The sequence below is a fragment of the Litorisediminivivens sp. KMU-197 genome (assembly GCF_056858395.1).
The window spans coordinates 179648-206573 of record NZ_JBXEQG010000001.1 but is presented as its reverse complement, the minus strand read 5'-3'; the positions used below and the strand labels follow the sequence as shown (position 1 = coordinate 206573).

The window sequence follows — 26926 nt, the reverse complement described above, 5'->3', positions numbered from 1 at the left end:
TCATGCCGTTTCTCCTTTTCGCACCATCTTGCCGTTCACAAAATGGATGCCGCATTCTTCCTTGTCCTTGCCGCGCCAGCGTCCGGCGCGCGGGTCTTCACCCGGCGCCACCTTGGAGGTGCAGGGCGCGCAGCCGATGCTGGGATAGCCCTGCGCCACCAGCGGATGCCGCGGCAGGCGGTTTTCGTCCATGTAGGCGGCCACGTCGCCCGGGGCCCAATGCGCCAGCGGGTTGACCTTGATCCGGCCGGTGGCGTCCTCGATCTCGAAGAACTCCATCCGTGCGCGGCTGCCGGACTGGAACCGTTTTCGTCCGGTGATCCAGCCATCGAAGCCTTGGAGCGCTCCTTCCAGCACCTCGGTTTTGCGCAGGCTGCAGCAGGCGTCGGGATCGGTGAGGTGCAGCGCGCCGTGCGGGTCACGCTGGGCCACCTCGGCCTTGTCGGCGCGGATGATCTGAACGTTGCGCAGGCCCAGCCGCTCGGCCATCTCGGCCTGATAGACGAGGGTCTCGGTGAACAGCATCTGGGTGTCGATGAACAGCACCGGCGTATTGCGGTCGGCGATGGCCACGAGGTGCAGCAATGCCACCGATTCCGCGCCGAAGCTTGAGACCATGGCGATGCGCCCGAACTCGGGCCGCGTCAGCGCCGCCTTCAGCACAGAAGTCGCGCCGTGGTGGCGGAACTCCGTGTTGAGCGCGGCAATGGTATCGCGCAGGTCCTTTATGTCGGTGACATGGGTCACGTTGGGGAGCCTCCGGCGGGAGTTTACTTTGCAAGATGAAGGGGGCGGTTTCGCCCCCTCGCCAAGTGTGGGCGCGGGATTAGGCAGCCTTCTCGCGTGCTTCGGGATAGAGCAGCGCCTTAAAGGGCTCCATCCCGAGCCGACGGTAAGCCTGCAGGAAGGTCTCGTCGGGGCCATCGCGCAGGTCGAGGTAGCCCACGACCAGCCGTTCGATGGCCGGGATGATCTCATCCGCCGAAAAGCCGGGGCCGGCGCGGGTGCCGATGCTGGCGGTCTCGGTGCCGTCGCCGCCGAGGGTGATCTGGTAGTTCTCCACCCCCGCCCGGTCGAGCCCGAGAATGCCGATGTGACCGACGTGGTGGTGGCCACAGGCGTTGATGCAGCCGGAGATTTTGATCTTCAGCTCGCCGATCTCATGCTCCAGCTTAAGCTCGTCGAAGCGGGTGGCGATCTCTTGCGCGATGGGGATCGAGCGGGCGGTGGCCAACGCGCAGTAGTCCATACCCGGGCAGGCGATGATATCCGACACGAGACCGATATTGGCGGTGCCCAGCCCGGCAGTCTTGAGCGCCTGATAGAGCTGCGGCAGCACGTCCTTCGGAACATGCGGCAGGATCACGTTCTGCTCATGGCTGATGCGCAATTCGTCATAGGCATAGGCCTCGGCGAGGTCGGCCATGACGCGCATCTGCGCATCACTGGCGTCGCCCGGGGTCTTGCCGTGCGCCTTGAGCGAGATCGAGACAATGGCATGGTCGGCGCGGCGGTGCGCCGTGATGTTGGTGTCGATCCACGAGCGGAAGCCGGGGTTGTTGGTGTATTCGGCCTCGAAATCGCCGGTCGCGGCCTCGCGGAACTCCGGTGCGGCGAACTGCGGTTCGATCCGGGCCAGCATCTCCTGGTCGATTCCGCCGAACTGCGGTTTCAGCAGGGCGAAGCGATCTTCGATGAGGTAGCGGATCTTCTCGAGACCGTTCTCGTGCACGGTGATCTTGATGCGCGCCTTGTACTTGTTGTCGCGGCGGCCCAGCAGGTTGTAGACGCTGACGATGGCCTCGAGATAGGGCAGAAGGTCCGCCTTGGGCAGGAAGTCGCGGACCACCTTGCCCAGCATGGGTGTGCGCCCAAGCCCGCCGCCGACGTGGATGCGGTAGCCGCGTTCGCCGTGCTGCTCGGTGATCTCGACGCCGATGTCATGCGACTTGATCACGGCACGGTCGTTGGGCGCGCCGATCACCGCGATCTTGAACTTGCGCGGCAGGAACTGGAATTCCGGGTGGTCGGTGGACCATTGGCGGATCAGCTCGGCGGTGGGGCGCGGGTCCTCGATCTCGTCGGCGGCGGCCCCGGCGAAATGGTCCGAGGTCACGTTGCGGATGGTGTTGCCGGAGGTCTGGATAGCGTGAAGGTTCACCTCGGCCAAGGCGTCCAGCATGTCAGGGATGTCGCTGAGCTTCGGCCAGTTGTACTGGATGTTCTGGCGGGTGGTGAAATGGCCGTAGCCCTTGTCCCACTTCTCGGCCAGCAGGGCGAGCTGGCGCATCTGGGCCGAGTTCAGCGTGCCGTAGGGAATGGCCACACGCAGCATGTAGGCGTGCAGTTGCAGATAGACGCCGTTCATCAGGCGCAGCGGCTTGAATTCGTCCTCGGTCAGCGAGCCGTCGATGCGGCGTTCCACCTGGGCGCGGAACTGGCGGTTGCGCTCCGCGAGAAAAGCGCGGTCGAAGTCGGTGTAGCTGTACATGTCGTGTCCTTGCGTTTCGGCTGGGCGCGAAAATCCATCGATGGATTTTGCAAAATCCGTTGACGGATTTTCAGCGCTCCGCCTGTTTGCCGTGGAAATAGTTCGAGGGTCCGGTGCGGCGGAAATCCTCGCGGAAGTGGGTGGGCTGCGGCCGGCCGCCTTCGACCTTGACGTCGGCGAGGTAGACGCCCACCGCCTCGGCATGACGGGACGAGGCGTCCAGAAGGCGCAGTTCGGCGTCGGCCTCATCGGTCAGGACGGCGGCTTCCTCCAGCTTGCGGGTCCAGCTGTCGTCTTCGGTCAGGTAGATCACGTCGCCCTCGATCAGGGCGTTGGCGGTGACCACCTTCGGGATGAATTGACGGGGCATCAGGCAAGCTCCTGTATCAGGTCGGTCTGTTGTTGGGCCACCAGCGCCGCGGCACGCGGGGCAAGGCCGTAGAAGGTGAGCGCGGGGCCGGTCATCTCGGCCTTGGCGAGGTCTGTGGGCAGGTCGGCCAGGCAGGTTTCGACGATGCGTTGCTCGGCGCGAGAGGCGTTTTCGACCAGCGTCACCGGGGTCGCCGGGTCAGCGCCGTGCATCAGCAGGCGGCCCTGAATGAAGCGGGCGGATTTCTTGCCCATGTAGATCGCCGCGACCTCTCCTTCGCGGGCCAGGGTCCGCCAGTCGTGATCGGCAAAGCCCTTGGTGTCATGGCCAGTCAGGAAGCGGACCGAGGAGTTGCGGCCGCGTTTCGTCAGGCTCTGGCCGATGGCGGCGACAGCAGCGGAGGCCGAGGTGATGCCGGGGACGATGTGCCAGGAGATGCCGGCGGCGTCGACGGCATCGATCTCCCCGTCGAGCCGGCCGAAGACGGTGCTGTCGCCGGATTTCAGGCGCACGACCTGGGCGCCTTGGCGGGCGTGTTCGACGATCAGGGCGTCGATGTCTTCCTGCGCGGTCGAGGGGCCGAAGCCTTCCTTGCCGACATCAACAAGCGTGGCTTCGCGGCGGGCCAGTTCGAGGATCTCGGGGCTGATCAGCCGGTCATGGATCACCACGTCGGCCTCGTCCAGCGCGCGGCGGGCCTTGAGCGTCAGCAGCTCCGGATCGCCGGGGCCGGCACCGACGAAGGCGACATGGCCCTTGCGGGACTGGCGCGAGAGGTGGTCCGAGAGCAGCGTTTCCAGCGCCTCTTCGGCGCCGGCCTCGCCGCCTTCGTCATGGGCGCGCGGGCCTGCGGAGAAGTAGTAGTCGGCCCAGAAATCGCGGCGGGCGCGGCCATGCGGCAGGCGATCGGCCATCTTGCGGAACGCCTTGCCGATGCGCGCCAGAGGGCCCAGGCGGACCGGCAAGCGGGCCTCCAGATCGGCCTTGATGGCCCGCGCCAGCACCGGGGCCGCGCCCTCGGTACCGATGGCGACGGTCACCGGGTCGCGGTCGACGATGGCAGGGGTGATGAACTGGCTGTCGCCGAGGTTGTCGACGATATTGGCCAGCGCGCCTTCGGCGCGGGCGATGGTGGACGTTCGGGCGTCCTCCAGACCGTCCTCGTCAGCGGCATAGAACAGGCGGGCGCCGTCGACGTCGCCCTGCGCGAGGGGACGGCGGAAGAGGGTCAGGCGGCCGTCATCCGCCCATTGAACGATTTCGGGCGCGGGATCGGCGGCATGAACAACCAGCGCGGCCTCGGTTTTCATCAACAGGCGCAGCTTGGCCAGCGCCGCATCGCCACCGCCCGCGACAACCACACGCTGTCCGGCGAGGTTCACGAAGATCGGGAAATGCTGCATGGTAGGCTCCTGCGTGGTCTTGGCTTCGTATATAGGAAATTTTCCCAATTTTGCGCTAGGTGCTTGCAGGAATAAGGATGTTTGTTCTAAGCAAGGCAGCAAGACGGACAGATGTTTCCCGAAACCTGCAGAGGCCGAAACCATGGTGCGGATAGACGAGACTGACCGGAAAATCCTCAACGCGCTGCAGCAGGATGCAGGGCGATCACTGGACGAGATTGCCAAGGAAGTGGGGTCGTCCAAGACCCCGGTGTGGAACCGGATTCGCAAGATGCGCGAGGCCGGCATCATCGGCGCGCAGACCGTGCAACTGGATGCCGAGAAGCTGGGGTTCGAGGCCTGTTTCTTCGTTCTGATCCGCACCTCGGAGCATGACGCCGGCTGGCAGAAGGCGTTCCTGAAAGCGTTGCAGGAGCGCCCCGAGGTGCAGGAGGCGCACCGGCTGGCGGGCGATATCGACTATATCCTGAAGGTACGCGTCGCCAATGCGCGGGCCTATGACACCTTCTATCAGGCGCTGATTTCAGAGGTGAAGGTTCACAACGTGACGGCGCTTTTGTCGATGGAAGAGATCAAGTCGACCACGGCGCTGGCGTTGTGAGGAGAGTGCCGGGCTAAAGCCCGGCCTACATCGTTTTCCGTAGGCCGGGCTTCAGCCCGGCAAGCCCTGCGACTGCAAATCCGCCATCAGACGGGCCTTTTCACCCGGATCATCGGGTTTCGAGATTGCCTCGGCCAGCGCTTCCAGGCTTTCGATGGAGTGACCGGCGCGGAAAGTGTCGACGTGGGGCAGCATGGTTCGGATGCCGGTGGCGCGGGCGGCGAAGCCCTCCCACCGCAACAACGGGTTGATCCAAATCAGGTGGCGGGCGGACAGGTGCAGGCGCTCCATCGCGTTCTCCAGCATCCCGGGCGCGCCTCGGTCGAGGCCGTCGGTGATCAGGAGCACCACCGCCCCCTGCCCCATCACGCGGCGCGACCAGTCGCGGTTGAAGTCGTGCAGGCACTGGCCGATGCGGGTGCCGCCCTCCCAATCCTGCGCCTCGGCCCCGGCGGCGGCCAGCGCCGCGTCGACATCGCGGGTGGCAAGATGGCGGGTGATGTTGGTGAGCCGTGTGCCGAAGGTGAAGGCATGGACCTTCGCCCAGCCCGCCCCCTTTTCGTTCGAGACGGCGTGCAGAAAGTGCAGGATGGTGCGGGAATAGGTGCTCATCGAGCCGGAAATGTCGCAAAGCACCACGAGGTTGGGCCAGCGCAGGCGCGGCTGTTTGAGCGCCAGTTCGCGCAGTTGACCACCGCGCCGCATTGATAGGCGCAGGGTCTTTCGGAAGTCGTAGCGGTGACCGGTGTAGCTGGCGCGGGCGCGGCGCGACTTGATCGGCGGCACCGGCAGCGTAAGCCGGGCAATGAGGCGTCGTGCGCGGGCCATTTCGTCGTTAGACATCTGCTCGAAATCGAGGGTGCGCAGCTTTTCCTCGGCGCTCATGGTCAGGCTGGCGTCGATCTCGAGGACCGCATCCTCGTCGGGGCCGTCCGGCTGGTCGAGATCGGGCAGGTCGGCGCCGTCCAGCAGCGCCTCGGCGGCCCGTTTCTCGGCGGCCTGCGCGGTGCGGTCCTCCTGCACGCCGCGCATGGCTGGCAGGAGCATGGCCATCATATGCTCCATGTAGCGCGGATCGCGCCAGTAGAGCCGGAAGACCTGCGCGAAGACCGCCCGCTGCTCGGGCTTGTTGACGAAACAGGCGTGCAGCGTCCAGTAAAAGTCGCGCTTCTCGGTGAAACCGGCGGCTTCGACGGCACGGATCGCCTCAATCACCCGGCCCGGGCCGATGGGCAGGCCGGCCTTCCTGAGCGCGCGGGCGAAATGGGTGATGTTGTCGCTCAGGCGCGGGGTGTCGGGCAGATCAAGGGGTGCGTATTCAGGCATCTGGTGCGGCTTTCGGGGGCTCTGCCCGTCGTCCCTTATTCTTGACCCAATGGCGCCCGAAGGACCGATCTTCGGGAAACCGAGTCAGGCGGGTTCGAGAGAGGCGCGGGCCTCATCGAGAATGCGCTTGGCTTCGGAGCCCTGCAGGCGGGCGATATCGTCCTGATATTTCAGGATCGCGCCGAGGGTGTCGGAGATTACCTGCGGCGACAGCTCGATCACGTCAAGGGCGAGCAGGCACTTGGCCCAGTCGATTGTCTCGGCGACGCCGGGGCGTTTGAAGAGGTCCTCTGTGCGCAAAACCTGCACGAAGGCGACGATCTCGCGGCTCAGGGTCTCGGCGGCTTCGGGAACGCGGGCGTGGATGATTTCCATCTCGTGGGCGAAATCGGGATAGTCGACCCAGTGGTAGAGGCAGCGGCGCTTGAGCGCGTCGTGGACCTCGCGGGTGCGGTTCGAGGTCAGTATGACGATGGGCGGCTCGGGGGCCTTGATGGCGCCAAGTTCGGGGATGGTGACCTGGAAATCGGACAGGGCTTCGAGCAGGAAGGCCTCGAAGGGCTCGTCGGTGCGGTCGAGTTCGTCAATCAGCAGCACCGGCGGGCCGGCGGCGTCGGGCCGCATGGCGTCGAGCAGCGGGCGCTCTATCAGGTAGTCCGGACCGAAAAGCTCGGCCTTCAGCAGGTCGCGGTCGGTATGGCCGCTGGCCTCGGCGGTGCGGATCGCGACCATCTGGGCGGGGAAGTTCCATTCGTAGACCGCCGAAGCGGCATCGAGCCCCTCGTAGCACTGCAGGCGGATCAACCGGCGGCCCAACCCGGCTGCGATGGCCTTGGCAATCTCGGTCTTGCCGGTGCCCGGCTCGCCCTCAAGAAACATGGGCTTGCCAAGTTTCAGCGCCAGAAAGGTCACCGTGGCCAGAGCCCTGCCGCAGACGTAATCCTGCCGGGTCAGCAGCGATTGCACCGCGTCGATGCTGTCGGGTGTCTGGCTCATGGGATCCTCCTTGCGCTTAACAGCTACATGGGGGGGCCGTGGGGTCAAGGCGACAAAGGTCGCGGGCCTGCCGCGCCCACGATTGACGCAAGCCCGGCAAAATGCGATTCTTTTGCGAAAAGATAACCAGAGGCGGCTATTTCGCGGGTGATCCGCGATCGAGGGGCAGCGATGCAAAGGCAAAACCGTTCGGCGGGGGCGGCGCAAGAATGCGCATAACCGCCGTGACCTGCGTCAAGAACGAAGGGCCGTTCCTGCTGGAATGGATCGCCTACAACCGTGTCATCGGTGTAAGCGACCACCTGTTCTATTCCAACGATTGCACCGACGGGACCGACCGGCTGCTCGACCGGCTGGCGGAACACGGACTGGTCACGCATCTGCAGAACCCCGCGCAGGGGCGCAACTACCAGATGGAGGCGCTGAAAGACGCGCGCAAGCAGGCGGTGGTGCGCGAGGCCGACTGGCTCTGGGTGGCGGATGTGGATGAATTCCTCAACATCCAGGTGGGTGACCACACGATACCCGCGCTGATTGCAGCCTGCGGCGATCCGCAGGCGATTTCGGTGACGTTCCGCTTCTTTGCCAGTGGCGGGGTGGAGAAGTTTGCCGATGTGCCGGTGATCCAGCAGTTCACCCGTTGCCACAACCCGGACATCTGGTGCGCCGAAACCGCGATAGAGGTCAAGACACTGGTGAGAAAAGACTTTCCGGTGCAATACTACGGCGCCCACCGGCCGTTCTTCAAGGGCTCTCTGGCACGTGAAAAGCGGCCGAGCTGGACCGATGGCTCGGGCCGTGAGGTGCCGGAGAATTTCCTGCTGGCCGCGAACAAGCGGCGCATCCGCAAGTTCCCGGCAGCTGGCGCGCGCGGCTTTGCCACGCTCAACCACTACGCTCTACGCTCGCTCGACAGCTACCTCGTCAAGAACGACCGTGGCGACGTGAACCGCGACAATCGCGATTTTGATGACACCTACTGGCGCGAACGCAACGATGATGCCTGCGCGGATCGCTCGATCCTGCGGCTGCTGCCGAAGTTGCAAGCCCAGATCGCGGCCTTGAAGGCCCTGCCCGGAGTGGCGGAATTGCACGAGGACTGCGTGCACCTGCATCGGTCGCGACGCGATGCACTGCTTGCGCAAGACGGCTACAAGGTAATGCGCGACCAGTTGCGCGCGGCCCCGACCCTGCCGCCGGGCGAGGGCGAGTTGATGAACGAGCTGGGCGACAGCCCGCTCCTGGCGCTGCCATGAGCCGGCTGCGGGTCATCAATCTGGGACTGCCGAAGTCAGGCACGACGACACTGGCGCGGGCGCTGCGCAAATCCGGTCTGCATGTGGCCGATCACCGGATCAAGCCGGTGCAGACCGCTGACACCGCATTGCACGGACGGTTCGTGGGCGAGATGTTGTATGACGGTTATTTCCTGCGCGGCGACCCGCTGGAGGGGCTGGACGACTTCGACGGTTTCGCCGAGGTCAACGCGCTGAGGGGCGAGCGCTCGATCTGGCCGCAGTTCGATTTCGGGCTGATCGAGGCCATCCGCAAGCATCATCCAGGCACGCGGTTTCTGGCATCGTGGCGGGCGCCGCGGGATATCTCGGACAGCATGCTGCGTTGGTCCAACCTCGGGACCGAGCGTATTCCCGCAGCGGATATCCCCGGCCTGCCGGCTGGTTACGGGGTGACATCCCGCGAACGCGAGACCTGGATCGCGGGACATTACCGGGCGTTGGATCGGTTCTTCGACGGTGCCACGGATTTCCTGCAATACGACGTCGCCGATCCCATGGCCGCTGCCCGAATCGGCGCCTTCATAGGCCGCGATCTGCCCTGGTGGGGACGCACCAACGTCAACCGGGACAACCGGGCCAGCGAGGGCGCGTACCCATGAAGATCAGCCTGCACATCGGTCCGGACGTCTGGGCCACCACGCGCCTGCAAGAGGTGCTGGATGCCAAGCGAGGGCAATTAATCAGGCGCGGCATCCTCGTGCCGCGCACACCGGGGGCCAAGAACCACACGCGGCTTTTCATGGCGGCTTCGGACCCGGAGGTCATCGATGCATTGCGGTTCAACAGGGGCTATGCCGATCCGGAAGCGCAGGCGATGCTGCGCGACGACGTGACGACCGCGTTGCTCAAGGAGGTCGCCGCGCAGCCGGTCAGCCACCTGATCCTCACGGCGCATCAGTTCGGATCGTCGCTGGTGACCGAAAGCGCGTTGACCCGGCTGCGTGACATGCTGGTGCAGATCTCGACCCATATCGAGGTGATTGGCCATGTCGAATGTCCGGCGCGGATGCTGGTACGGCATTACGCGACTCAGGTGCTGGACGGGCGCACCCGCCCGCTCGAAATGGAGTTGCGGCTTGCAGAGAAGGACGATTGGTGGCGTGCCGCGCTGGCGACCCGGCCGGCGGCCCAGCCCGACTGCGGCCTGTTCCCCGAGGTACAGATGGCTCCGCCCTGGCTGGATTTCCTTGCGCTGCGGCAGCGCTGGGAGGGTGTCTTCGGCGCGGGGTGTTTCCGTTTCCGGCCGCTCGACCCTCAGGCGCTTGCTCAGACCGACGGCACTGAGGAGCTGCGTGCCACCTTTGGGCTCGATGGCATCGGCAAGCACGAAACTGCTGCCTTGCCCGAGCCTGTCGCCGCCGCCCATCTGGCACGCGCGCGCGCCTTCAACGACATTCTGACCCGCTTTCTGTCCCGTGGCGAGCATCAGGTGCCGCGGCTGCTTTGGCGGCGGCTGCTCGGCGAGGTCGGCGGCAGCGGTGCGCCGATAGCAGCGGGCTCTCTGGCAGCCATTGCCGAGCGTTTCGCGGACAACTCGGCGAAGCTTACCCTCGACGAGCCGGACCTTGCCCCGGTGCTGACGCCGGATGCGCCCCTGTCTCGCTGGCAGGAGACCGAGGCGCAGGACGGATTCCGCGCGTCGCAGTACCTGATGGCCGCCCTGCCCCGGATCGACCGAGCCACCCGCGCTGCTCAGCGGCAGCAGGCGGTCGAGGTCACTGGCCCCGACGCCGCAATACCCGGTCTGTCGAAACAGGCCGCGAAAATCATGCCCCGGCTCGCCAAGCAGAAGTTTCTGCAGTTGATGGGCGGGCCGTTCCAGCCGCACAACCTATTGGGCCGCGTCAACGAGGAAGAACTTGCCGCCGCCTTCACCCCTATCCCTCCGCGCAGGCTGGCGCCCGGGTCCACCGGCAACGTGATCGTCGGCTGCATGAAGAACGAGGGGCCCTACATCCTTGAATGGATCGCCTATCACCGCGCCATCGGCGTCGACAGTTTCCTGATCTATGCCAACGGCTGCGATGACGGCACGGACGCCATGCTTGCCCGGCTGCAAGAGATGGGACTGGTCCAGTACCGCGACAACGCCGGCTGGAAGGGTAAGTCGCCGCAGCAATATGCACTGAACCAGTCGCTGAAGGAACCGGTGATCCGCGATGCCGAGTGGATCATCCACATCGATGTTGACGAGTTCATGAACGTCCGCTGCGACAATGGCACCCTGCCCGATTTCCTGGCGCGGGTGCCCGATGCCACGAATGTCGCCATGACCTGGCGCCTGTTTGGGCACAACGGTGTCGAGCGGCTGGCGGATCGCTTCGTGATCGACCAGTTCGACGCCTGCGCGCCGAAGTTCTGCCCCAAGCCGCACACTGCCTGGGGCTTCAAGACAATGGTGCGCAACATCGGTGCCTACCAGAAGCTGTCCTGCCATCGGCCCAACAAGCTGATCCCGGAAATGGAGGGCCGCGTGAACTGGGTCAACGGCTCAGGCCAGCCGATGGGCGACGAGGTGAAGAAGAACGGCTGGCGCAATTCCAAGCGTTCCATCGGCTACGACCTGCTGCAGCTCAACCACTATGCCCTGCGCTCGGCCGAAAGCTTCCTGATCAAGCGTCAGAGGGGCCGCGCGCTGCATGTCGATCGCACCATCGGGCTGAATTACTGGATCCGGATGGACTGGAACGATGCCCGCGACATCACCATCAAACGCAACATTCCCAGGGTCCGGGCGGAATACGACAGGCTGCTGGAAGACCCCGAATTGCGCCGGCTGCACGAGGCCGCGCTCGACTGGCACCGCGCCAAGGCCGAGGAACTGCACGCCACGCCGGAATTCCGCGCGATCTACGAACAGGCCGTCGCTTTGCGGCTGACCGAAACCGAACGCGCCGCCTATGCGCTGTCGCTAGACATGGAGACCTGAGAGATGAACGCAGAAGTGCCCCGCCGCAAAGGCTTCATCCCCTCGCGTGGCATGAAAGTGCCGCGTCATCCCGACATCACGACCGGCCGCATCCGGGCCGCGCTGCGCGCCGACACATACGAGCGCAAGGAATGCGATGCGATCATGCGGGTGGTGCAGGAAGGCGACCGGGTGCTCGAGCTTGGCGGCGGCATCGGCTATGTCTCGACGCTGATGGCGACCCAGCGCAAGGTCGGGAGACTGGTCAGCTACGAAGCCAACCCAGCGTTGATCCCCCACATTCGGCGCATGCACGAAGCCAACGACGCCAGCCATGTCGAGTTGCGCAATGCCCTGCTGACACCCACGGCCTCCGATCCGGTGCCGTTTCACGTGCGCCGCAACATCCTGTCATCATCGCTCGACGGCAGCATTTCGCCCGAGGGCATCGTGCAGACCGTCATGGTTGACTGTCACGCCATCGGCCCGGTGCTGGAAGACGTGAAGCCCGATGTCCTGATCTGCGATATCGAAGGTGGTGAGGCCGACCTTCTGCCCGCCGGCGATTGGTCTTGCCTGCGCGCGGCGGTGATCGAACTGCACCCGCAATGGATCGGGCAGCCGGGCGTGCAGGCGGTCTTCGATGCGATGCAGCGCGCCGGCCTGACGTATTTTCCGCGCTCCTCCGAGGGCAAGGTCGTGGCCTTCCGCAAACCGTGGTGAGCTGATGCTGGCCACCGCCGTTCTCTGCCTGCGCGACGAGGGGGCCTTGCTGCTCGACTGGCTGGCGCATCACCGGGCCGTGGGATTTTCGCATGTGGTGATCTGCACCAACGATTGCTCGGACGGCACCGATGCAATGGCCGACCGGCTGGCAGCATCGGGTGGCGTGACCCATATCCGCAATGACGGACCCTACGACAAGGGCGGAATCCAGTTCACCGCGCTAAAGAGCGCCGGCAAGACCAAGGCGGTGCGGCAGGCCGACTGGCTGCTGGCGCTGGACATTGACGAATACGTCAACATTCACGCTGGCAAGCACCGGCTCGAAGACCTAATCGCCGCCCTGCCCGAGGCCACCGCCATCACCCTGACCTGGCGGCTGTTCGGCAATGGCGGCGAGGTCTCGTACCGCGACGAACCGGTGACGCAGGTCTTTACCAAAGCCGCGCCGCAGATCATGTACTGGCCGTGGCGCGCGGCGATGTTCAAGACGCTCTACCGCAACGACGGCAGCTACCGCCAATTGGGCGTACATCGCCCGCGCGGGCTGAAGGACGCCGCCACCCCGCGCTGGTTCGATTGCGAAGGGCGCGAGCTTGATACGCAATTTCACGACCGCCGGGTGTTCTCCAATTTCGGCCAGCCGATCCATCGCTTTGCCCAATTGAATCACTACGCCCTTGGCGCGATGGAGAGCTACGTGCTCAAGGCGGCGCGCGGCCGCGCGGTGCACTCCGACCATGACCTTGGCCTCGACTATTGGGTCGAGCGCAATTTCAATACCGACGAAGATGCCTCTGTCCTTGCCCTCGCCGACACGGTTGCCGAAGAACGTGCCCGCCTGATGGACGATCCAGAGCTCGCGCGCCTTCATGCCGAAGCGGTCGCGTGGCGCCACGCGAAGTTCCGGCACCTGGTCGAGCAGGAACCCTACCGCGCCCTTTTTGGCCGGCTCCTCATGACGCCGCCGTCCCGGCCTTTGCCGCGCGACACCGCCGCCAGCCTGATCGCGCATGCCAACCGCGGCAAGGCCCGCGAGTGAAGCTTGAGGCCATGCGGCAGGCCACCGTTCCCTGCATGGCTGTCAGCAAATCGCCCAGATCCTTGCCCCTTCCTTCAAATTTTCGCCTAAGTTCACACATACGATTGGAAAAAAGCGCGGGATCCGCCTGCGTGATCGAGGATGAGTGATGCAGGATACGCCGAATACTTTCGACGCGCCCATGGCTGCTTTGCCCAAGGTGAAGTGGTTCCGCGCGCTCAAGCATATCTCCGAGGAAGAAGGCTTCTACGCCCCGCTCGGCCCCAATCACGCTGCCGCCTTCGTCGAGGAGGGCGATACCCTTCTGGTGACCTTCGAAAGCCATCAGGGCATCCAGGCCCTGTCCGAGACCGGCCAGCCGCTGGGCTGGGACATGGTGCGTTCGATGGGGTGGTCGCATCTGGGTGTGATCTGCGACGGCGAGACGTGGTTTCGCAACGAAGAGGTCTATGCCTTTTTCGACGAATTGACGGATGACGGCTTCTTCGACGAATTCGACCGCGTGGTGTTCTATGGCGCAGGTCCCTGCGGCTACGCTGCGATGGCCTATTCCGTGGCTGCGCCGGGATCGACCGTGGTGGCGGTGCAGCCGCAGGCGACGCTCAATCCGGGGCTGGCCGGATGGGACGATCGCTTCACCGACCTGCGCAGCCTCGATTTCACCTCGCGGTACGGCTATGCGCCGGACATGGCGCAGGGGGCCTTGGCGACCTTCGTGATCTACGACCCGCGCGAGTCCCTCGACGCGATGCATGCGGCGCTGTTTCACGGGCCGCAAGCCACGCTGTTGCCGGTGCCCTTCTTGGGCGACACCATTCAGAGCGACCTGCTGCAGATGTCGGTGCTGTTTCGCGTGATCGCCAAGGCCGGAACCGGCAAGCTGACCCGCAAGGCGTTCTACAAGCTGATGCGCGCACGGCGAAGCCACACCTCGTACCTGCGCAACCTGCTGTCAGCGCTCGACCGCGACCGGCGCAGCGGGCTGGCGGAACGGCTTTGCCGGTTTGTCGTCGCGCGCCAGAACGCGCCGCGCTTCCGCCGGAGGCTCGACGAACTCGAGGCGAGGAAGCAGAAGGCGGGCTGACGCCACCTCTGCCCTCTGGTCCCTCCGTCAAGGCTGGTGTAAGCGACAGCCATGACCCAGAGCCTCACAATCCGCCGACCCGATGACTGGCACCTGCACCTGCGCGACGGCGCGATGCTGCGCGCCGTCCTGCCCGAAACCGCCCGCCATTTCGCCCGCGCGATCATAATGCCGAACCTGGTACCACCGGTGGTAACCGGGGCCGATGCGACAGCCTACCGCGACCGCATCCTGGCCGCGATGCCCGAGGGCGCGGATTTCACCCCGCTGATGACGCTCTACCTGACCGAGGACACCGACCCGGACGATCTGGCCGCTGCCCATGCCTCCGGCCTGATCACCGCCGTCAAGCTCTATCCCGCTGGCGCCACCACCAATTCCGCCAGCGGCGTCACCGACTTCGACAAGGTCCGCCCGGTGCTGGAAAAGATGGCCGAGATCGGCTGTCCGCTCTGTGTGCATGGCGAGGTCACCGACCCCGACATCGACATCTTCGACCGCGAAGCAGTGTTCATCGACCGCGTGCTCGACCCCGTCCGCCGCGCCACGCCCGGCCTCAAGGTGGTCATGGAGCACATCACCACGAAGAACGGCGTCGATTACGTCAAGGCGAACGACGCCGGACTGGGCGCGACGATCACCACACACCACCTGATCATCAACCGCAACCATATCCTCGTGGGCGGTATCAAGCCGCATTACTACTGCCTACCGGTCGCAAAGCGTGAAGACCACCGGCTGGCCCTGCGCGCTGCCGCCACCTCAGGCGACCCGCGCTTCTTCCTTGGCACCGACAGCGCGCCGCACACCGACCCCAACAAGGAAAGCGCCTGCGGTTGTGCCGGCTGTTTCACCGCTACCAACACCATGTCGCTGCTGGCGCATGTGTTCGAAGAGGAAGGCGCGCTTGACCGTCTTGAGGGGTTCGCCTCGCTCAACGGTCCTGCCTTCTATGGACTGCCGGCCAACAAGACGAAGATCACGCTCACCAAGGGCGAGGCGGTCAGCTTCCCCGACAAGATCGACACCGAGGACGGCCCCGTCACCGTCTTCGATCCGGGCTTCCCGGTGCATTGGCACGTCTCCTGATCTTCATCTAGCCAGATAAACTCCCGCCGGAGGCTCCCCCGGCCAGCCACAAGAGAAACCGCCAGCCATGATCCCGACCACCTATCCGCCCCGCGATGAAATCGCCCGCCTTACCGCCCGCATGCTGCTGGAAATCGGCGCCGTCAACTTCAACACTGATGAGCCCTACACGCTGGCCTCCGGCCTGCCCTCGCCCAGCTATATCGACTGTCGCCAACTGATCTCGTACCCGCGCATCCGGTCGACGCTGATGGATTTCCTGACTGTCACCGTGATGCGCGACGCCGGTTTCGAGGCCTTCGACAACATCGCCGGCGGCGAAACGGCGGGCATCCCCTTTGCCGCCATGGTGGCCGAGCGCATGGCGCTGCCAATGAGCTATGTCCGCAAGAAGCCCAAGGGCTACGGCCGCAATGCCCGCATCGAGGGCGCCATGTCCGAAGGCGAGCGCGTGCTGCTGGTCGAGGACCTGACGACCGACGGCGGCAGCAAGCTGAGCTTTGTAGACGCGATCCGCGAGACCGGCGCAACCTGCGGCCACACGGCGGTGATCTTCTATTATGGCATCTTCCCGGAAACCACGAAGACGCTGGGCGACCACGGCGTGCAACTGCACCACCTCTGCACCTGGTGGGACGTTCTGGCAGAGGCGAAAGCGCAAGGCAATTTCACCCCGGAGACGCTCGAGGAAGTCGAGACCTTCCTGCGCAATCCGCGTAAGTGGCAGGAAGCCAACGCAAAATAAATCCACCTGTGGATAGCTGGGGACAAGTCCCCCGCGAATCCCTAATCAAATCAACATTTGGCATGAGGCGTCGGATCGGCTACCATATCGACCGAGGCAACAAACCTATGCCGCTGGGTCAGGCAAGTTATCCCTGCGAAACGTCCACAGACTTATCAAGATGGATCGGCGGGGCACGCTTGGCTAGAACAAGCGTCAGGGACAAGGGACGGGCAGCAATAATATGAACGAGATCACTGCGATCAATCCGACCGGCGTGGACATCCAGGCCGAAGAAACGATGCCGCATTCGATCGAGGCCGAACAGCAGCTTCTGGGCGCGATCCTCACCAACAATGACATCTACGACCGCGTTGCCGCGATCATCGCGCCGCGCCACTTCTACGACCCCGTGCACGCCCGCATTTTCGAGATCGCAGCGGCGCGTATTGCGAAAAACAACCTCGCCTCCCCGGTCACGCTCAAGGCCTTCATGGAGGACGATGAGGGCCTCAAGGAACTGGGCGGCGCGTCCTATCTGGTGCGCCTCGCTGGGGCAGCGATTTCCGCTTTTGCGGTGCGCGACTATGCGCAGATGATCTATGACCTCGCGGTGCGCCGCGACCTGATCGGGCTGGGCCGCGACATCAGCGCCAAGGCGGCGCGGGTCGACGTGGCCTCCGAACCCAAGGAACAGATCGTCGAGGCCGAGCAGAAGCTCTACAAGCTGGCCGAGCAGGGCCAGTCCGAGGGCGGTTTCCAGTCCTTCCTGAAGGCCGTCACAGACGCGGTCAATCACGCCAACGCTGCCTATCAGCGCGAGGGTGGGCTTGCTGGCATCTCGACCGGGCTGATCGACATGGACAAAAAGTTGGGGGGGCTGCATCCCTCGGACCTTCTGATCCTCGCCGGGCGGCCGTCGATGGGCAAGACCTCACTGGCCACCAACATCGCCTTCAACGTCGCCAAGGCCTACAAGCGTGGTGAGCGCCACGACGGTTCCGAAGGCGCGATCGAAGGTGGGGTAGTGGGGTTTTATTCGCTGGAGATGAGCGCCGAGCAGCTGGCCGCGCGGATCCTTTCGGAAGCGTCCGAGGTGCCGTCGGAGCAGATCCGTAAGGGCGACATGACCGAGACCGAGTTCCGCCGCTTCGTCGATGCCGCCAAGGCGCTGGAGGCCTGCCCGCTCTACATCGACGACACGCCAGCCATTCCTATCGCGCAGCTTGCCGCACGGGCGCGGCGGTTGAAGCGAACCCACGGGCTGGACCTGATCATCGTCGACTACGTACAGCTGGTGCGCGGCACCGCCGACAACCGGGTGCAGGAGATCGCCGAGATCACGATGGGCCTCAAGGCCATCGCCAAGGAGCTGAACATCCCGGTGATCGCCCTGTCGCAGCTGAGCCGGCAGGTCGAAAGCCGCGAGGACAAGCGGCCGCAGCTGTCGGACCTGCGGGAATCCGGTTCGATCGAACAGGACGCAGACGTGGTGATGTTCGTGTTCCGCGAGGAATACTACGTCGAGCGCGAAAAACCTTCGGACGACCGTTTGGAGGAAGTCGCCGCGTGGCAGGAACGGATGGAGCGGCTGCACGGCAAGGCCGAGGTCATCATCGGCAAGCAGCGGCACGGACCGATCGGCTCGGTCGAGCTGAGCTTCGAGGGCCGGTTCACGCGCTTCGGCAACCTGGTCAAGCCATGGCAGCAGGACGGCGGCGGAGAAAACTTCTGACGATACGCGGATAATCGAGCGAGGGGCAGGCGCAGGTGCGGGCCGGACAGGGCAAGTCCGGCCCGCTTTTTATGGCGCGGGCGTCGGACCGGGGGCCAGCCCCCGGACCCCCGGAGTTTAAGGGCAAGATGAAGACAGGATCATCGTGGTGCCGAACGGTTGGCTGTGGTCCCAGGCGTCGGCATGGCCGTGCAGGTGCCGGGCGGCCTTGATGCAGCCCATGTGGGTGACGACCAGGCAGTTGCCCCGAGGCAGGGCTGACAGAGCGCGGTCCACGCGGTCGCGAAGCTGCGCAACGCTCTCGCCGCCATGGGCGCGGTAGTGCAGGAAATCGGCAGACCAGGCGTCGAGCGCGTCGCGCGGCAGCGCCGACCATACCTGACCCTCCCAGGTGCCGAAGTCCATCTCGGTCCAGTCGGGCGCAACCTGTGCCACGATGCCTGTATGGGTGCCGATCCTCTCGGCCAGCAGGCGACATCGGTCCAGCGGGCTGGTGAACAGGTGATCGATTTGCGGCAATGTTGCGAGGACTTCATTTGCCTCTTCGCTGAAGCTTTCGGCAAGGGTAAGGTTGCTGCGGCCGTAGCACGTGCCGGGGGTGACCTCGGGCGTGGTGTGGCGCAAAAGTGTTATGCGACCCATGCTAGCGCCCCGATATAGATCCCGCATTCCGCCAGTTGCTGGCTCGCGCCGAGGCAGTCGCCGGTGTAGCCCTTCAGGCGGCGGAGGTAGAGGCGCGCAAGCAGCCATGCGGCAAGCGCCCCGGTTGCAAGCGACGTGACGGCGAGGCCGGGACCGGCGACGATCATCAGCGTCAGGGCGACCAGCAAAGCGGTGATCGCGGCAATGCGCCAGGTTTCGGCTGTCACCTCCGGCGCGGCGAACTTGGCCCCGCTCTCGCGGGCATAACCATGGCGCGCGGCGATCAGCACCGGAACAAAGCGGCTGAGGCCATGCGCACAGACCAGCAGAGTGGCGCCAAGCCAGACCGGCAGGGCGGACAGCGCTGCCACCTTGAGTGCCAGCACCAGACCGAGGGCGAGCAGGCCGAAGACGCCGATGCTGCTGTCGCGCATGATCTCGAGGCTGCGGGCGCGGGTCATGCCACCGCCCAGACCGTCGGCGCAGTCGGCAAGGCCGTCTTCGTGCATCGCCCCGGTTGCCAGTAGCGTGGCAACGGTTGAAACCAATACCGCGACCGTGATTGGCAGAACGGTGGCGCAGACCAAAAGCACCGCAGCGGCGATGCCGCCGATCAACAAGCCGACCAGGGGATGCCAGCGCATGGATCGCGACTGTGCGGCATCGGTGAACGTCGCCGCATCCGGCACCGGCAGACGGGTGAGGAACTGCATCGCCAGCAGGATACTCTGCCGTTCCTCGCGCCAGTTCATCGGGCCCGATCCCCTATGCTTTGTCCGACACGCCCGCCTCGGCGAAGGAGGCCATGTCGTTGAGCATCGCGGCGGCGACTTTCACCAGCGGCCAGGCCAGCAGCGCCCCGGTGCCTTCGCCGAGACGCAAACCCAGATGCAGCAGGGGACGGGCCTCCAGCGCAGCCAGGATGGCGCCATGTCCAGCTTCGGCCGAATGGTGCGCGAAGACCATGGCGTCGCGGGTGCGGGGTGCCATGCGAACGGCCAGCAAGGCCGCGGCCGAGGCGATGAAGCCGTCGACCAGCACGACGCGTCTGGCTTCGGCGGCGGCGATCATCGCGCCGGTGATCATGGCGATCTCGAAGCCACCAAACTGGCGCAGGACCTCTTGCGGGGACAGCGTACTGGGCACCCGGGCGGAAGCGCGTTCCAGGATATGCTGCTTGCGCTTCAACCCGTCGTCGTCGACACCGGTTCCGCGACCGACGAGGTCGGCGACAGGCAGGTCCAGCAGGCGGTGCGCGATCAGCGTCGCCGCCGAGGTGTTGCCGATCCCCATCTCGCCGAAGGCCATCGCATCCCATGTGCCGGCGCGCGCGAGGCGAGCGCCCTCTTCCAGACCCTGCGCGCAGGCATCCACGCTCATGGCCGGCCCATGCAGTGACGATGCGGTGCCCTCACCCAGCGGCAGGTCGAAGACACCGGGCGTCGCGAAAGGGCCGCCCTTGACGCCGGCGTTGACCACCTGCAGCACGACATCGTTCGCACGCGCAAACACGTTTGCCGCGGCACCGCCGCCCGCGAAGTTCAGCACCATCTGCCGCGTGACCTCGGCCGGAAAGGCAGACACGCCGTCTTCGGCCAGGCCGTGATCGGCGGCGAAGATTGTCAGCTGGCAGGTGTCCATCCGCGGGGTCAGGCTGCCTTGCAGCGCGGCGATCTGTGCGGCAAGTTCTTCGAGCCGTCCCAGACTGCCCGGAGGCTTGGTCTTGGTGTCGATCTTTTGCTGAAGCGCGGCGGAGAAGGTATCTGTGATCTGTTCCATGACAATGGACTAGCCTCAGCGCCCCCGGCAGACAATCGCGAATGCGACCATGCGCGTCCAATTCGGCCTTGACCTCGCCCCCTGCCCGGCTCACCAAGCCTGCATGGCACAGGCGAAGCTGACAATCGACCTCGATGCGCTGCGGCACAACTGGCGCGCGCTCAATGCCCAATCGGAGACCGAGACCGCCGCGGTGGTCAAGGCCGATGGCTACGGGCTGGGTGTGGCGCGTGTCGGTCGGGCGCTGGCGCGCGAAGGCGTGCGGCGATTTTTCGTGGCGCTGGCCGAGGAAGGCGCGGCCCTGCGCGAGGCATTGGGACCGGGGCCGGAGATCTGCGTGTTCTCAGGCCATATGCCCGGCGACACCGACATGATCAGCGATCTTCGCCTGATCCCGATGATCAACAACATCGACCAGATGCTGCGCCATGTCGAGGCGCTGCCGGGCGCGCCCTTCGGCCTGCAACTGGACACCGGAATGAACCGGCTGGGGATGGAGCCCGCGGAATGGGGCGCACTGCGTGACATCGCGCTGGCGCAGAACCCGGTGCTGATCATGAGCCATCTGGCTTGCGCCGACACACCTGATCACCCGATGAACCCCTTCCAGCTTGAATCCTTTCGCGAGATGACTGACGGGCTCGAGGTGCCGCGCTCGCTGGCTGCGACGGGGGGCATCCTGCTCGGGCCAGAGTATCACTTCGATCTGACCCGCCCCGGCGTCGGGCTTTACGGCGGCCTGCCCTTCGTCGATGCAGCGCCCGTGGTCACGCTCGACCTGCCGGTAATCCAGGTGCGCGATGTCTCGCCCGGCGAGGTGGTCGGCTATGGTGCCGACTTTACCGCAAAACGCCTGACGCGGATCGCCACTGTTGCGGCCGGCTATGCCGACGGCATCATTCGTGCGATGGGGCCAGAGGCCAGCCTGATGGCGGGCGAGACGCGCTGCCCGGTCGCGGGCCGCATTTCCATGGACCTGATCGGGGTGGACGTGACCGAGGCGAAAGAGGTCCCCGATACCTTGGAGTTGATCGGACGGCATCAGTCGATTGACACCGTCGCCGGCTGGGCCGGCACCATCGGCTATGAAGTCTTGACGTCGCTGGGGGCCCGGCTGAACCGGGTCTATCGCGGCGAATGACCCCGCTGCATCACGGACCTGACGCGACCCTGTGCAGGACGGCGCGATGAACGGTTTCCTCCAACCGAACCCTGCGGTGCTGGCTTTGCTCAGCCTGCAGACGTTCCTGTATCTGCCGATCCTCGGAATACTGGCGGCGACGCGGGTCGGCACATCGCGGGGGCCGGCGCGACTGCTTGCGGCGGCTTCTCTCGTACTGTCACTTGTCGGCATGGCCGCACACTTCGGACCACCGCTGCTGAAAATTTACACCGGTCCGTTGCCGCAGGTCGCCTCGATGCTGACCAAGACCGCGGGCGGAATGGCGCTACCGCTGGCGGCCTCGCTGCCACTGCTTGTCTCGGTCTTTGTCGCGGGGCGGCGATGGAAGTGGATCGACGCATTGCACGTGCTGCTGATACTCAGCCTTGTCGGGCTCTGGGGCTGGACGCGGGTGGTCTGAGGGTGGACCGCGCGGCAAAGTGGCTGAACCTGTCGTTGCTGGTGCTTTTTCCCATTGCCTGGTTCGCGCCGCTCATGCAGGCGGGGCTCCTGCCACTGTTCGGGCTGGAACAGATCAGCGTTGTTACCGGGTTACAAGCGCTGTGGTCGACTGACGTGGTTCTGGCACTGATCGTGACGGTTTTTGCGCTCTTCGCGCCGTACCTCAAGACCATCGGGCTGGCGCTTGTCCATTTCGACCTGGCCGATCGCCGGTTGCTGCCTGCCCTGACCATTCTAGGCAAGCTGGCCATGGCCGATGTCTTCCTGATCGCCCTATACATCACCGTCGTGAAAGGAATCGGTGTGGGCCGGATCGAGACGCAATGGGGTCTTTACCTGTTCACCGCATGCATTCTGGCGTCAATCGGCTGCGCGCTCGTCACGAATCGTGTCGAATCGAAATAAAATTCACAACTTTGGTAAAAAGATTCGACTTCTTAAAATATCCCCTAGGTCAATACGTCGCGGCTCGGCATAATCGTTAAGGCCGCTTCCTGATCAATTTAGGGGGACCAGATGCGTAATTACCGTGCCGTTCTACACCTGACAACTGTCGTATTTCAAATGGTCTTCATGACGGTTTTCGCCGTCACAGGACTGATTTTGCTTGGCTTTTCCATTGCAGCCGCCTTTGGGGCGGTGCCTTGGCTGAACCTGCCGCTCCAGTTTGGCGAAAACCCGCCGATCGAAGCCGGATGGATGGTTCAGATCGCCGTCACCGCGCTCGTGCTCGGGCTGGCCGTCTACCTGCCCGCGAACCATCGCATTCTCCGGCTGGAGACCTCGCACCGCCGCTTCGCCATCAACATGGCGGATGTGGCCCGCGCTTATGATGCGGTCCATCAGGCCGACCGTAATGGCGTGTTCGAAATGAAGTCCGAATTCGATGCTGTGCGCGAACGTATGCTCTTCCTGCGCAACCACCCCGACCTCGGCGATCTGGAGACAGACCTGATGGAGGTCGCCGCGCAGATGGGTTCGATCAGCCACGAGCTGGCCGAGATCTACAGCGACGAGAAGGTCGACCGCGCCCGCGCCTTCCTGACCCAGCGTCAGCAAGAAGTGAAGCTGATGGAAGACCGGCTTGAAGAGGCCAAGGTCATCGCCAATGACATCCATCGTTGGGCGATGCGCGTCGAGATCGAGGAAGACGTGGCCCGGTCCGAGATCCAGCGCCTGCGGGACCTGCTGTTCGATGTCCTGCCGGAAATGGACCCTGCCGCAGAAGAGGCCGAGACTGACGCCACCATCACCAGCCTTGCTTCCAACGGTCGCATGATTGACATCGCGTCACGACAGGCGGCGGAATAACGCCCGCTGCACACACACGCTTGGCAAGACCCCGGCCATGAGGCATGAGACCTCATGGCCAAGACACGACAGACCTTTTCCTGCAATGCCTGCGGCAATGTCACGACCAAGTGGTCGGGCCGCTGCGAAGCCTGCGGCGAATGGAACGCAATTTCCGAAGACACGGGTATATCCACCGGCCCCGCCGGCAAGTCGCTGGGCGAGGCGCGCGGTCGCGCAGTGGCGCTCTCGGACCTCTCCAGCGAAGAGGCCCCCCCGCCCCGAACCATTTCGGGCATGGACGAGCTTGACCGGGTGCTGGGCGGCGGCCTCGTACCCTCCAGCGCCATACTCGTCGGGGGCGACCCCGGGATCGGAAAGTCGACGCTGCTGTTGCAGGCGGCGGCTAAGTTCGCCGACAGCGGGCTGAAGACAGTCTACATCTCGGGCGAAGAGGCCAGCGCGCAGGTGCGGATGCGGGCCCAGCGGCTGGGACTGGCGCAGGCGTCGGTCAGGCTGGGCGCCGAGACCAACCTGCGCGACATCCTGACCACGCTGGAGAAGGAAAAGCCGCAGCTTGCCATCATCGATTCGATCCAGACGATGTGGGCCGACAACGTGGGGTCCGCCCCCGGCAGCGTCAGCCAGGTCCGCGCGGCGGCACATGAGCTGACGTCCTTTGCCAAACGCAAGGGTATGTCGGTGATCCTTGTCGGTCACGTCACCAAGGACGGCCAGATCGCCGGTCCGCGCGTTGTCGAACACATGGTCGACACCGTGCTATATTTCGAGGGCGAGCGCGGCCACCAGTTCCGCATCCTCCGCGCGGTCAAGAACCGCTTCGGACCGGCGGACGAAATCGGCGTCTTCGAAATGACCGGGCGCGGGCTGCACGAGGTCACCAACCCCTCGGCCCTGTTTTTGTCGGAACGCGGCACGCCTGCCCCCGGCTCGGTGGTCTTTTCGGGTATCGAGGGCACACGACCGGTGCTGGTCGAGTTGCAGGCGCTTGTCGCGCCCTCGCCCCACGCGCAGGCCCGGCGCAGCGTTGTCGGCTGGGACGGAAGCCGGCTTGCGATGATTCTTGCCGTGCTCGAGGCGCGCTGCGGCATCCCTTTCGCGGGTCTGGATGTGTATCTGAACGTCGCCGGCGGCATGAAGGTCAGCGAACCGGCCGCAGATCTGGCTGTGGCCGCAGCGCTACTCTCGGCGCGCGAAGATGCGGCATTGCCGCCTGAAACAGTGGTTTTCGGAGAAATCAGCCTATCTGGTGCGCTGCGGCCGGTCAGTCAGAGCGAAAACAGGTTGAAAGAAGCGGCCAAACTTGGTTTTACGTCGGCGATTGTGCCAGAGGGCGGCAAGGCAACCGGCGACGGCGGGCTGAGCCTCAACCGGATGGCGGATCTGACCGCCTTAGTGGGCGAAACGTTCGGGGCCGGGTAAGGCTCCATTGAGGCAGTGAAGGGCAGGACATGGAAGGTTTCACTCTGGTAGACGGCATCGTCGCCATCGTTATCGTGCTCTCTGCACTTCTGGCATATTCGCGTGGCATCGTGCGCGAGGCCATGGCCATCGCGGGCTGGATCGCTGCCGCGATCCTCGCCTTCATTTTTGCGCCGCAAGTGGAACCGCTGGTCAAGGAAATCCCGGTGGTGGGCGATTTCATCCGCGATAGCTGCGAGTTGAGCATCATCACGGCCTTCGCCGCAGTCTTTGCGCTGGCGCTGGTAGTGGTGTCGCTGTTCACGCCGCTGTTTTCCTCGATCGTCCAGCGCTCGGCCCTTGGTGGGCTGGATCAGGGGCTGGGCTTCCTGTTCGGCGTCGCGCGCGGCATCCTGCTCGTGGCGATTGCGTTCTTCGTCTACGAGACGGTGATTACCAGCCAGGACATCCAGATGATCGACGACAGCCGATCGGCACAGGTGTTCGGCAAGATGACCGCCGCGATCGAAGAGCAGAACCCCGAGCAGGCGCTGGGCTGGGTCACCACTCAGTACGAAGAGCTTGTCGGCGTCTGCGATACCCCGGCCGAATAATCATTGATCGGACGCCAGAAAGGCGTCCACGGCATCCATCATTTCCGCAAAGGCCCTCTCGTCGGGCAGGAGCAGGTGATTGACGCTGTCGAGCATGTGCAGTTGCGCGTCCGGCAGAAGACGCGCCAGCAGCTGCCCCTGCGAGAACGGATGCAGGCTGTCCTGCCCGCAATGGGCAAGGAACACCGGCACCTGCACTTGCGGCAGGATATCCTTGACGTCGAAGCGCGATATGACCTCGCGCACCTCTACCGCCCGTTCCGGCGTGGCCGAGGCGATCTGCAGGTCGACGAAGCTGCGCACCTGTTCCTGTGACGCCGAGGGCATGAAGAACGAGGCGAACGACTGCATGTAGCCGCCATCCGGTTGCGCCCAGCCTTTGCGAAGCATGGTGCCGATGGCCTCGGTCATCAGCTTGCCCTCGCCGTCGTCACGCACCCGACTGCCCTCGGCAAAGCCGCCGTAGGAAAAGATCCGCGTCACCCGGTCGGGGTATCGGGCTGCGAAGGCACAGGCCACGGCCATGCTCTGCGAGGTGGCGAAGATCGGAAACCGCTCCAGCCCGGCGGCATCCGCGACCGCCAGCATGTCGTCCACGAAGGTTTCGAGGGTCAGCGGTCCGCAATCCGGCGGTGACATGCCGGTACCGCGCAGATCGTAGCGCACCAGCCTGCGCCCGCGCCCCAGCCGTTCCAGCCACGGCCCCCAGATCGGGCTGGCAACATCCATCTCGAGGTGGGTGAGCCAGTGCCCGGCACGCATCAGCGGCGGCCCCTCACCTGATTGTGTCCAGGCGATCCCGCTGCCGTCCCGTGCGCTGGTCATCCGCACCACCGGCGGCGGCGCGGCGGGCGCCTGAACGGACGTCGACGGTTCGGTCTGGTCTATCCGTTCCACCTCGGCCACGCATTGCAGACCGACGCAGGTGACGGTGCGGATGATGCGCTGGTCGTGTCCGGTATCACCCACCGCGGCACGCGCGGCGCTGATCCGGGCGCTGATTGTCGCCTCGGACACGATGCGCCCGCCCCAGACCCGATCGATGATCTTGTCGCGGGTCACCACCGTGCCCGCCCGCCGCACCAGAAGTTCCAGCAGCGCGAACACCTGCGGCTCGGTGTGTACCTCTTCGCCGTCCCGCCGCAGCGCGTGACGTTCGATATCAAGGCAACATCCGGCAAAAGCGAATTCCATGTGCCGATTAAACCGCAGGCTCAGGGGTTTGGCAAAAGCATTCAGGTGCAAATCAGGGCCATGGCAAGCCATCAGAAGGGTTTCTCAAGACAGTCTTCAAGCCGCGTGGACCGCCGGGTGGCAAGCTGGTGTCAGACAGAAAGGACCCCGCCATGACCCGCTTTACAGACCCCGATATCCGCCTGCGCCCCGATGGTTCGATCGACACCGCCTATTACATGGACCGAGGCCGCCGTCTGCGCAGCGAACAAGCCCACAAGTTGGCCAGATCGCTGATGCCCGAAAAACGCGGCCGAGCGCACGGCTGGCTGCGCCCGGCCTATTGATCGGACCTCCGATCGGGCCGAGCCGCCCCGGTTCCGGCCCGCCTGGCCCGTCCGCCGAAACCCTTTGCAGACGCTGAGGATCTTCGGCGCGGCGGGCCGACCGCGCAATCCAAGCGCGAAATTCGCGCGTCCGAGCCTCCTATGGCAGACTCAGAGAGGGCGAACACATTCCGTCCGTGTGATAGTTCCGTGACATGTTCGCGCTCAGGGCTTAAGACACCCCCGTAAGCGAACAAGGATTCGGA

Annotated in this window: 27 protein-coding genes; 17 read left to right on the top strand and 10 right to left on the bottom strand. The window is 64.8% G+C overall.

All coding sequences use genetic code 11. The features are described from left to right. The 4 genes from AC04PT_RS00995 to cysG form a co-directional block, all read right to left on the bottom strand. Positions 1-747, bottom strand: coding sequence for a phosphoadenylyl-sulfate reductase (locus AC04PT_RS00995; RefSeq protein WP_482871620.1), 747 nt, complete (start codon positions 745-747; stop codon positions 1-3). 79 nt (positions 748-826) lie between these two features. Further along, positions 827-2491, bottom strand: coding sequence for a nitrite/sulfite reductase (locus tag AC04PT_RS00990; RefSeq protein ID WP_482871619.1), 1665 nt, complete (start codon positions 2489-2491; stop codon positions 827-829). Positions 2492-2561: 70 nt separating this feature from the next. Continuing rightward, positions 2562-2861, bottom strand: a complete 300-nt coding sequence (locus tag AC04PT_RS00985; RefSeq protein WP_482871618.1) for a DUF2849 domain-containing protein — start codon at positions 2859-2861, stop codon at positions 2562-2564. Continuing rightward, positions 2861-4264 carry a siroheme synthase CysG gene (cysG, locus tag AC04PT_RS00980; RefSeq protein WP_482871616.1) on the bottom strand — a complete coding sequence of 468 codons (1404 nt, stop codon included), beginning with the start codon at positions 4262-4264 and terminating at the stop codon, positions 2861-2863. The genes AC04PT_RS00985 and cysG overlap by 1 nt, the downstream gene beginning before the upstream one ends. 142 nt (positions 4265-4406) lie before the next feature. On the opposite strand from cysG, the gene AC04PT_RS00975 reads away from it, so the two are divergent. Beyond that, the gene (locus AC04PT_RS00975) at positions 4407-4865 is read left to right on the top strand and encodes an Lrp/AsnC family transcriptional regulator (RefSeq protein WP_482871615.1); all 459 of its coding nucleotides are present in this window, start codon (positions 4407-4409) and stop codon (positions 4863-4865) included. 51 nt (positions 4866-4916) lie between these two features. On the opposite strand, the gene AC04PT_RS00970 is transcribed toward AC04PT_RS00975, so the two are convergent. Next, positions 4917-6191, bottom strand: coding sequence for a vWA domain-containing protein (locus AC04PT_RS00970; RefSeq protein ID WP_482871614.1), 1275 nt, complete (start codon positions 6189-6191; stop codon positions 4917-4919). 84 nt (positions 6192-6275) lie between these two features. Further along, positions 6276-7187, bottom strand: a complete 912-nt coding sequence (locus AC04PT_RS00965; protein ID WP_482871613.1) for an AAA family ATPase — start codon at positions 7185-7187, stop codon at positions 6276-6278. 209 nt (positions 7188-7396) lie between these two features. On the opposite strand from AC04PT_RS00965, the gene AC04PT_RS00960 reads away from it, so the two are divergent. The 9 genes from AC04PT_RS00960 (at position 7397) to AC04PT_RS00920 (ending at position 17790) form a co-directional block, all read left to right on the top strand. After that, positions 7397-8443: a glycosyltransferase family 2 protein gene (locus AC04PT_RS00960; RefSeq protein ID WP_482871612.1), complete on the top strand. Its 1047-nt coding sequence runs from the start codon at positions 7397-7399 to the stop codon at positions 8441-8443. Next, positions 8440-9084, top strand: coding sequence for a hypothetical protein (locus tag AC04PT_RS00955; RefSeq protein WP_482871611.1), 645 nt, complete (start codon positions 8440-8442; stop codon positions 9082-9084). The genes AC04PT_RS00960 and AC04PT_RS00955 overlap by 4 nt, the downstream gene beginning before the upstream one ends. Beyond that, entirely contained in the window at positions 9081-11414 is a 2334-nt protein-coding gene (locus AC04PT_RS00950) for a glycosyltransferase family 2 protein (RefSeq protein WP_482871610.1), read from the top strand. The genes AC04PT_RS00955 and AC04PT_RS00950 overlap by 4 nt, the downstream gene beginning before the upstream one ends. A 3-nt stretch (positions 11415-11417) precedes the next feature. Continuing rightward, positions 11418-12116 (top strand): FkbM family methyltransferase, encoded by a 699-nt coding sequence (locus tag AC04PT_RS00945; RefSeq protein ID WP_482871608.1) that lies wholly within the window; start codon positions 11418-11420, stop codon positions 12114-12116. A 4-nt stretch (positions 12117-12120) separates the two neighbouring features. After that, positions 12121-13158 (top strand): glycosyltransferase family 2 protein, encoded by a 1038-nt coding sequence (locus tag AC04PT_RS00940; RefSeq protein WP_482871607.1) that lies wholly within the window; start codon positions 12121-12123, stop codon positions 13156-13158. A gap of 148 nt (positions 13159-13306) precedes the next feature. Continuing rightward, positions 13307-14242, top strand: coding sequence for a phosphoadenosine phosphosulfate reductase (locus AC04PT_RS00935; protein WP_482871606.1), 936 nt, complete (start codon positions 13307-13309; stop codon positions 14240-14242). Positions 14243-14293: 51 nt separating this feature from the next. Next, on the top strand, positions 14294-15331 hold the full coding sequence (gene pyrC, locus AC04PT_RS00930; RefSeq protein ID WP_482871605.1) for a dihydroorotase: 1038 nt from the start codon (positions 14294-14296) through the stop codon (positions 15329-15331). A 67-nt stretch (positions 15332-15398) separates the two neighbouring features. Beyond that, the gene (locus AC04PT_RS00925; protein WP_482871604.1) at positions 15399-16076 is read left to right on the top strand and encodes an orotate phosphoribosyltransferase; all 678 of its coding nucleotides are present in this window, start codon (positions 15399-15401) and stop codon (positions 16074-16076) included. Positions 16077-16299: 223 nt separating this feature from the next. Continuing rightward, the gene (locus AC04PT_RS00920; RefSeq protein ID WP_482871603.1) at positions 16300-17790 is read left to right on the top strand and encodes a replicative DNA helicase; all 1491 of its coding nucleotides are present in this window, start codon (positions 16300-16302) and stop codon (positions 17788-17790) included. Between the two features lie 117 nt (positions 17791-17907). Here AC04PT_RS00920 and AC04PT_RS00915 read toward each other — a convergent pair whose 3' ends face one another. From AC04PT_RS00915 to cobT, 3 genes are read right to left on the bottom strand one after another with little or no spacing between them, the layout of a single operon-like run. Continuing rightward, complete coding sequence (locus tag AC04PT_RS00915) at positions 17908-18432, bottom strand: histidine phosphatase family protein (RefSeq protein ID WP_482871602.1); 525 nt, start codon at positions 18430-18432, stop codon at positions 17908-17910. Beyond that, positions 18420-19184, bottom strand: a complete 765-nt coding sequence (gene cobS / locus AC04PT_RS00910) for an adenosylcobinamide-GDP ribazoletransferase (RefSeq protein ID WP_482871601.1) — start codon at positions 19182-19184, stop codon at positions 18420-18422. The genes AC04PT_RS00915 and cobS overlap by 13 nt, the downstream gene beginning before the upstream one ends. A 13-nt stretch (positions 19185-19197) precedes the next feature. Further along, positions 19198-20211 carry a nicotinate-nucleotide--dimethylbenzimidazole phosphoribosyltransferase gene (gene cobT / locus AC04PT_RS00905; RefSeq protein ID WP_482871599.1) on the bottom strand — a complete coding sequence of 338 codons (1014 nt, stop codon included), beginning with the start codon at positions 20209-20211 and terminating at the stop codon, positions 19198-19200. A 103-nt stretch (positions 20212-20314) separates the two neighbouring features. Between cobT and alr the strand changes: the two genes are divergently transcribed. The 6 genes from alr (at position 20315) to AC04PT_RS00875 (ending at position 25161) form a co-directional block, all read left to right on the top strand. Beyond that, entirely contained in the window at positions 20315-21352 is a 1038-nt protein-coding gene (alr, locus tag AC04PT_RS00900; protein WP_482871598.1) for an alanine racemase, read from the top strand. Between the two features lie 46 nt (positions 21353-21398). Further along, entirely contained in the window at positions 21399-21794 is a 396-nt protein-coding gene (locus AC04PT_RS00895; RefSeq protein WP_482871597.1) for a hypothetical protein, read from the top strand. A gap of 2 nt (positions 21795-21796) precedes the next feature. Beyond that, a complete protein-coding gene (locus AC04PT_RS00890) occupies positions 21797-22240 on the top strand; it encodes a paraquat-inducible protein A (protein ID WP_482871596.1) in 444 nt (147 codons plus the stop codon). Between the two features lie 168 nt (positions 22241-22408). After that, complete coding sequence (locus AC04PT_RS00885) at positions 22409-23146, top strand: DNA repair protein (RefSeq protein WP_482871595.1); 738 nt, start codon at positions 22409-22411, stop codon at positions 23144-23146. A 54-nt stretch (positions 23147-23200) separates the two neighbouring features. Beyond that, a complete protein-coding gene (gene radA / locus AC04PT_RS00880) occupies positions 23201-24568 on the top strand; it encodes a DNA repair protein RadA (RefSeq protein ID WP_482871594.1) in 1368 nt (455 codons plus the stop codon). Between the two features lie 29 nt (positions 24569-24597). Further along, complete coding sequence (locus AC04PT_RS00875) at positions 24598-25161, top strand: CvpA family protein (RefSeq protein ID WP_482871593.1); 564 nt, start codon at positions 24598-24600, stop codon at positions 25159-25161. Here the strand turns inward: AC04PT_RS00875 and AC04PT_RS00870 are convergent, their stop codons facing one another. After that, positions 25162-26355 carry an alpha/beta hydrolase gene (locus tag AC04PT_RS00870; protein WP_482871592.1) on the bottom strand — a complete coding sequence of 398 codons (1194 nt, stop codon included), beginning with the start codon at positions 26353-26355 and terminating at the stop codon, positions 25162-25164. It abuts the gene before it with no gap. Between the two features lie 152 nt (positions 26356-26507). Between AC04PT_RS00870 and AC04PT_RS00865 the strand changes: the two genes are divergently transcribed. Continuing rightward, positions 26508-26681, top strand: a complete 174-nt coding sequence (locus AC04PT_RS00865; RefSeq protein WP_482871591.1) for a hypothetical protein — start codon at positions 26508-26510, stop codon at positions 26679-26681. Positions 26682-26926: the final 245 nt, after the last annotated feature.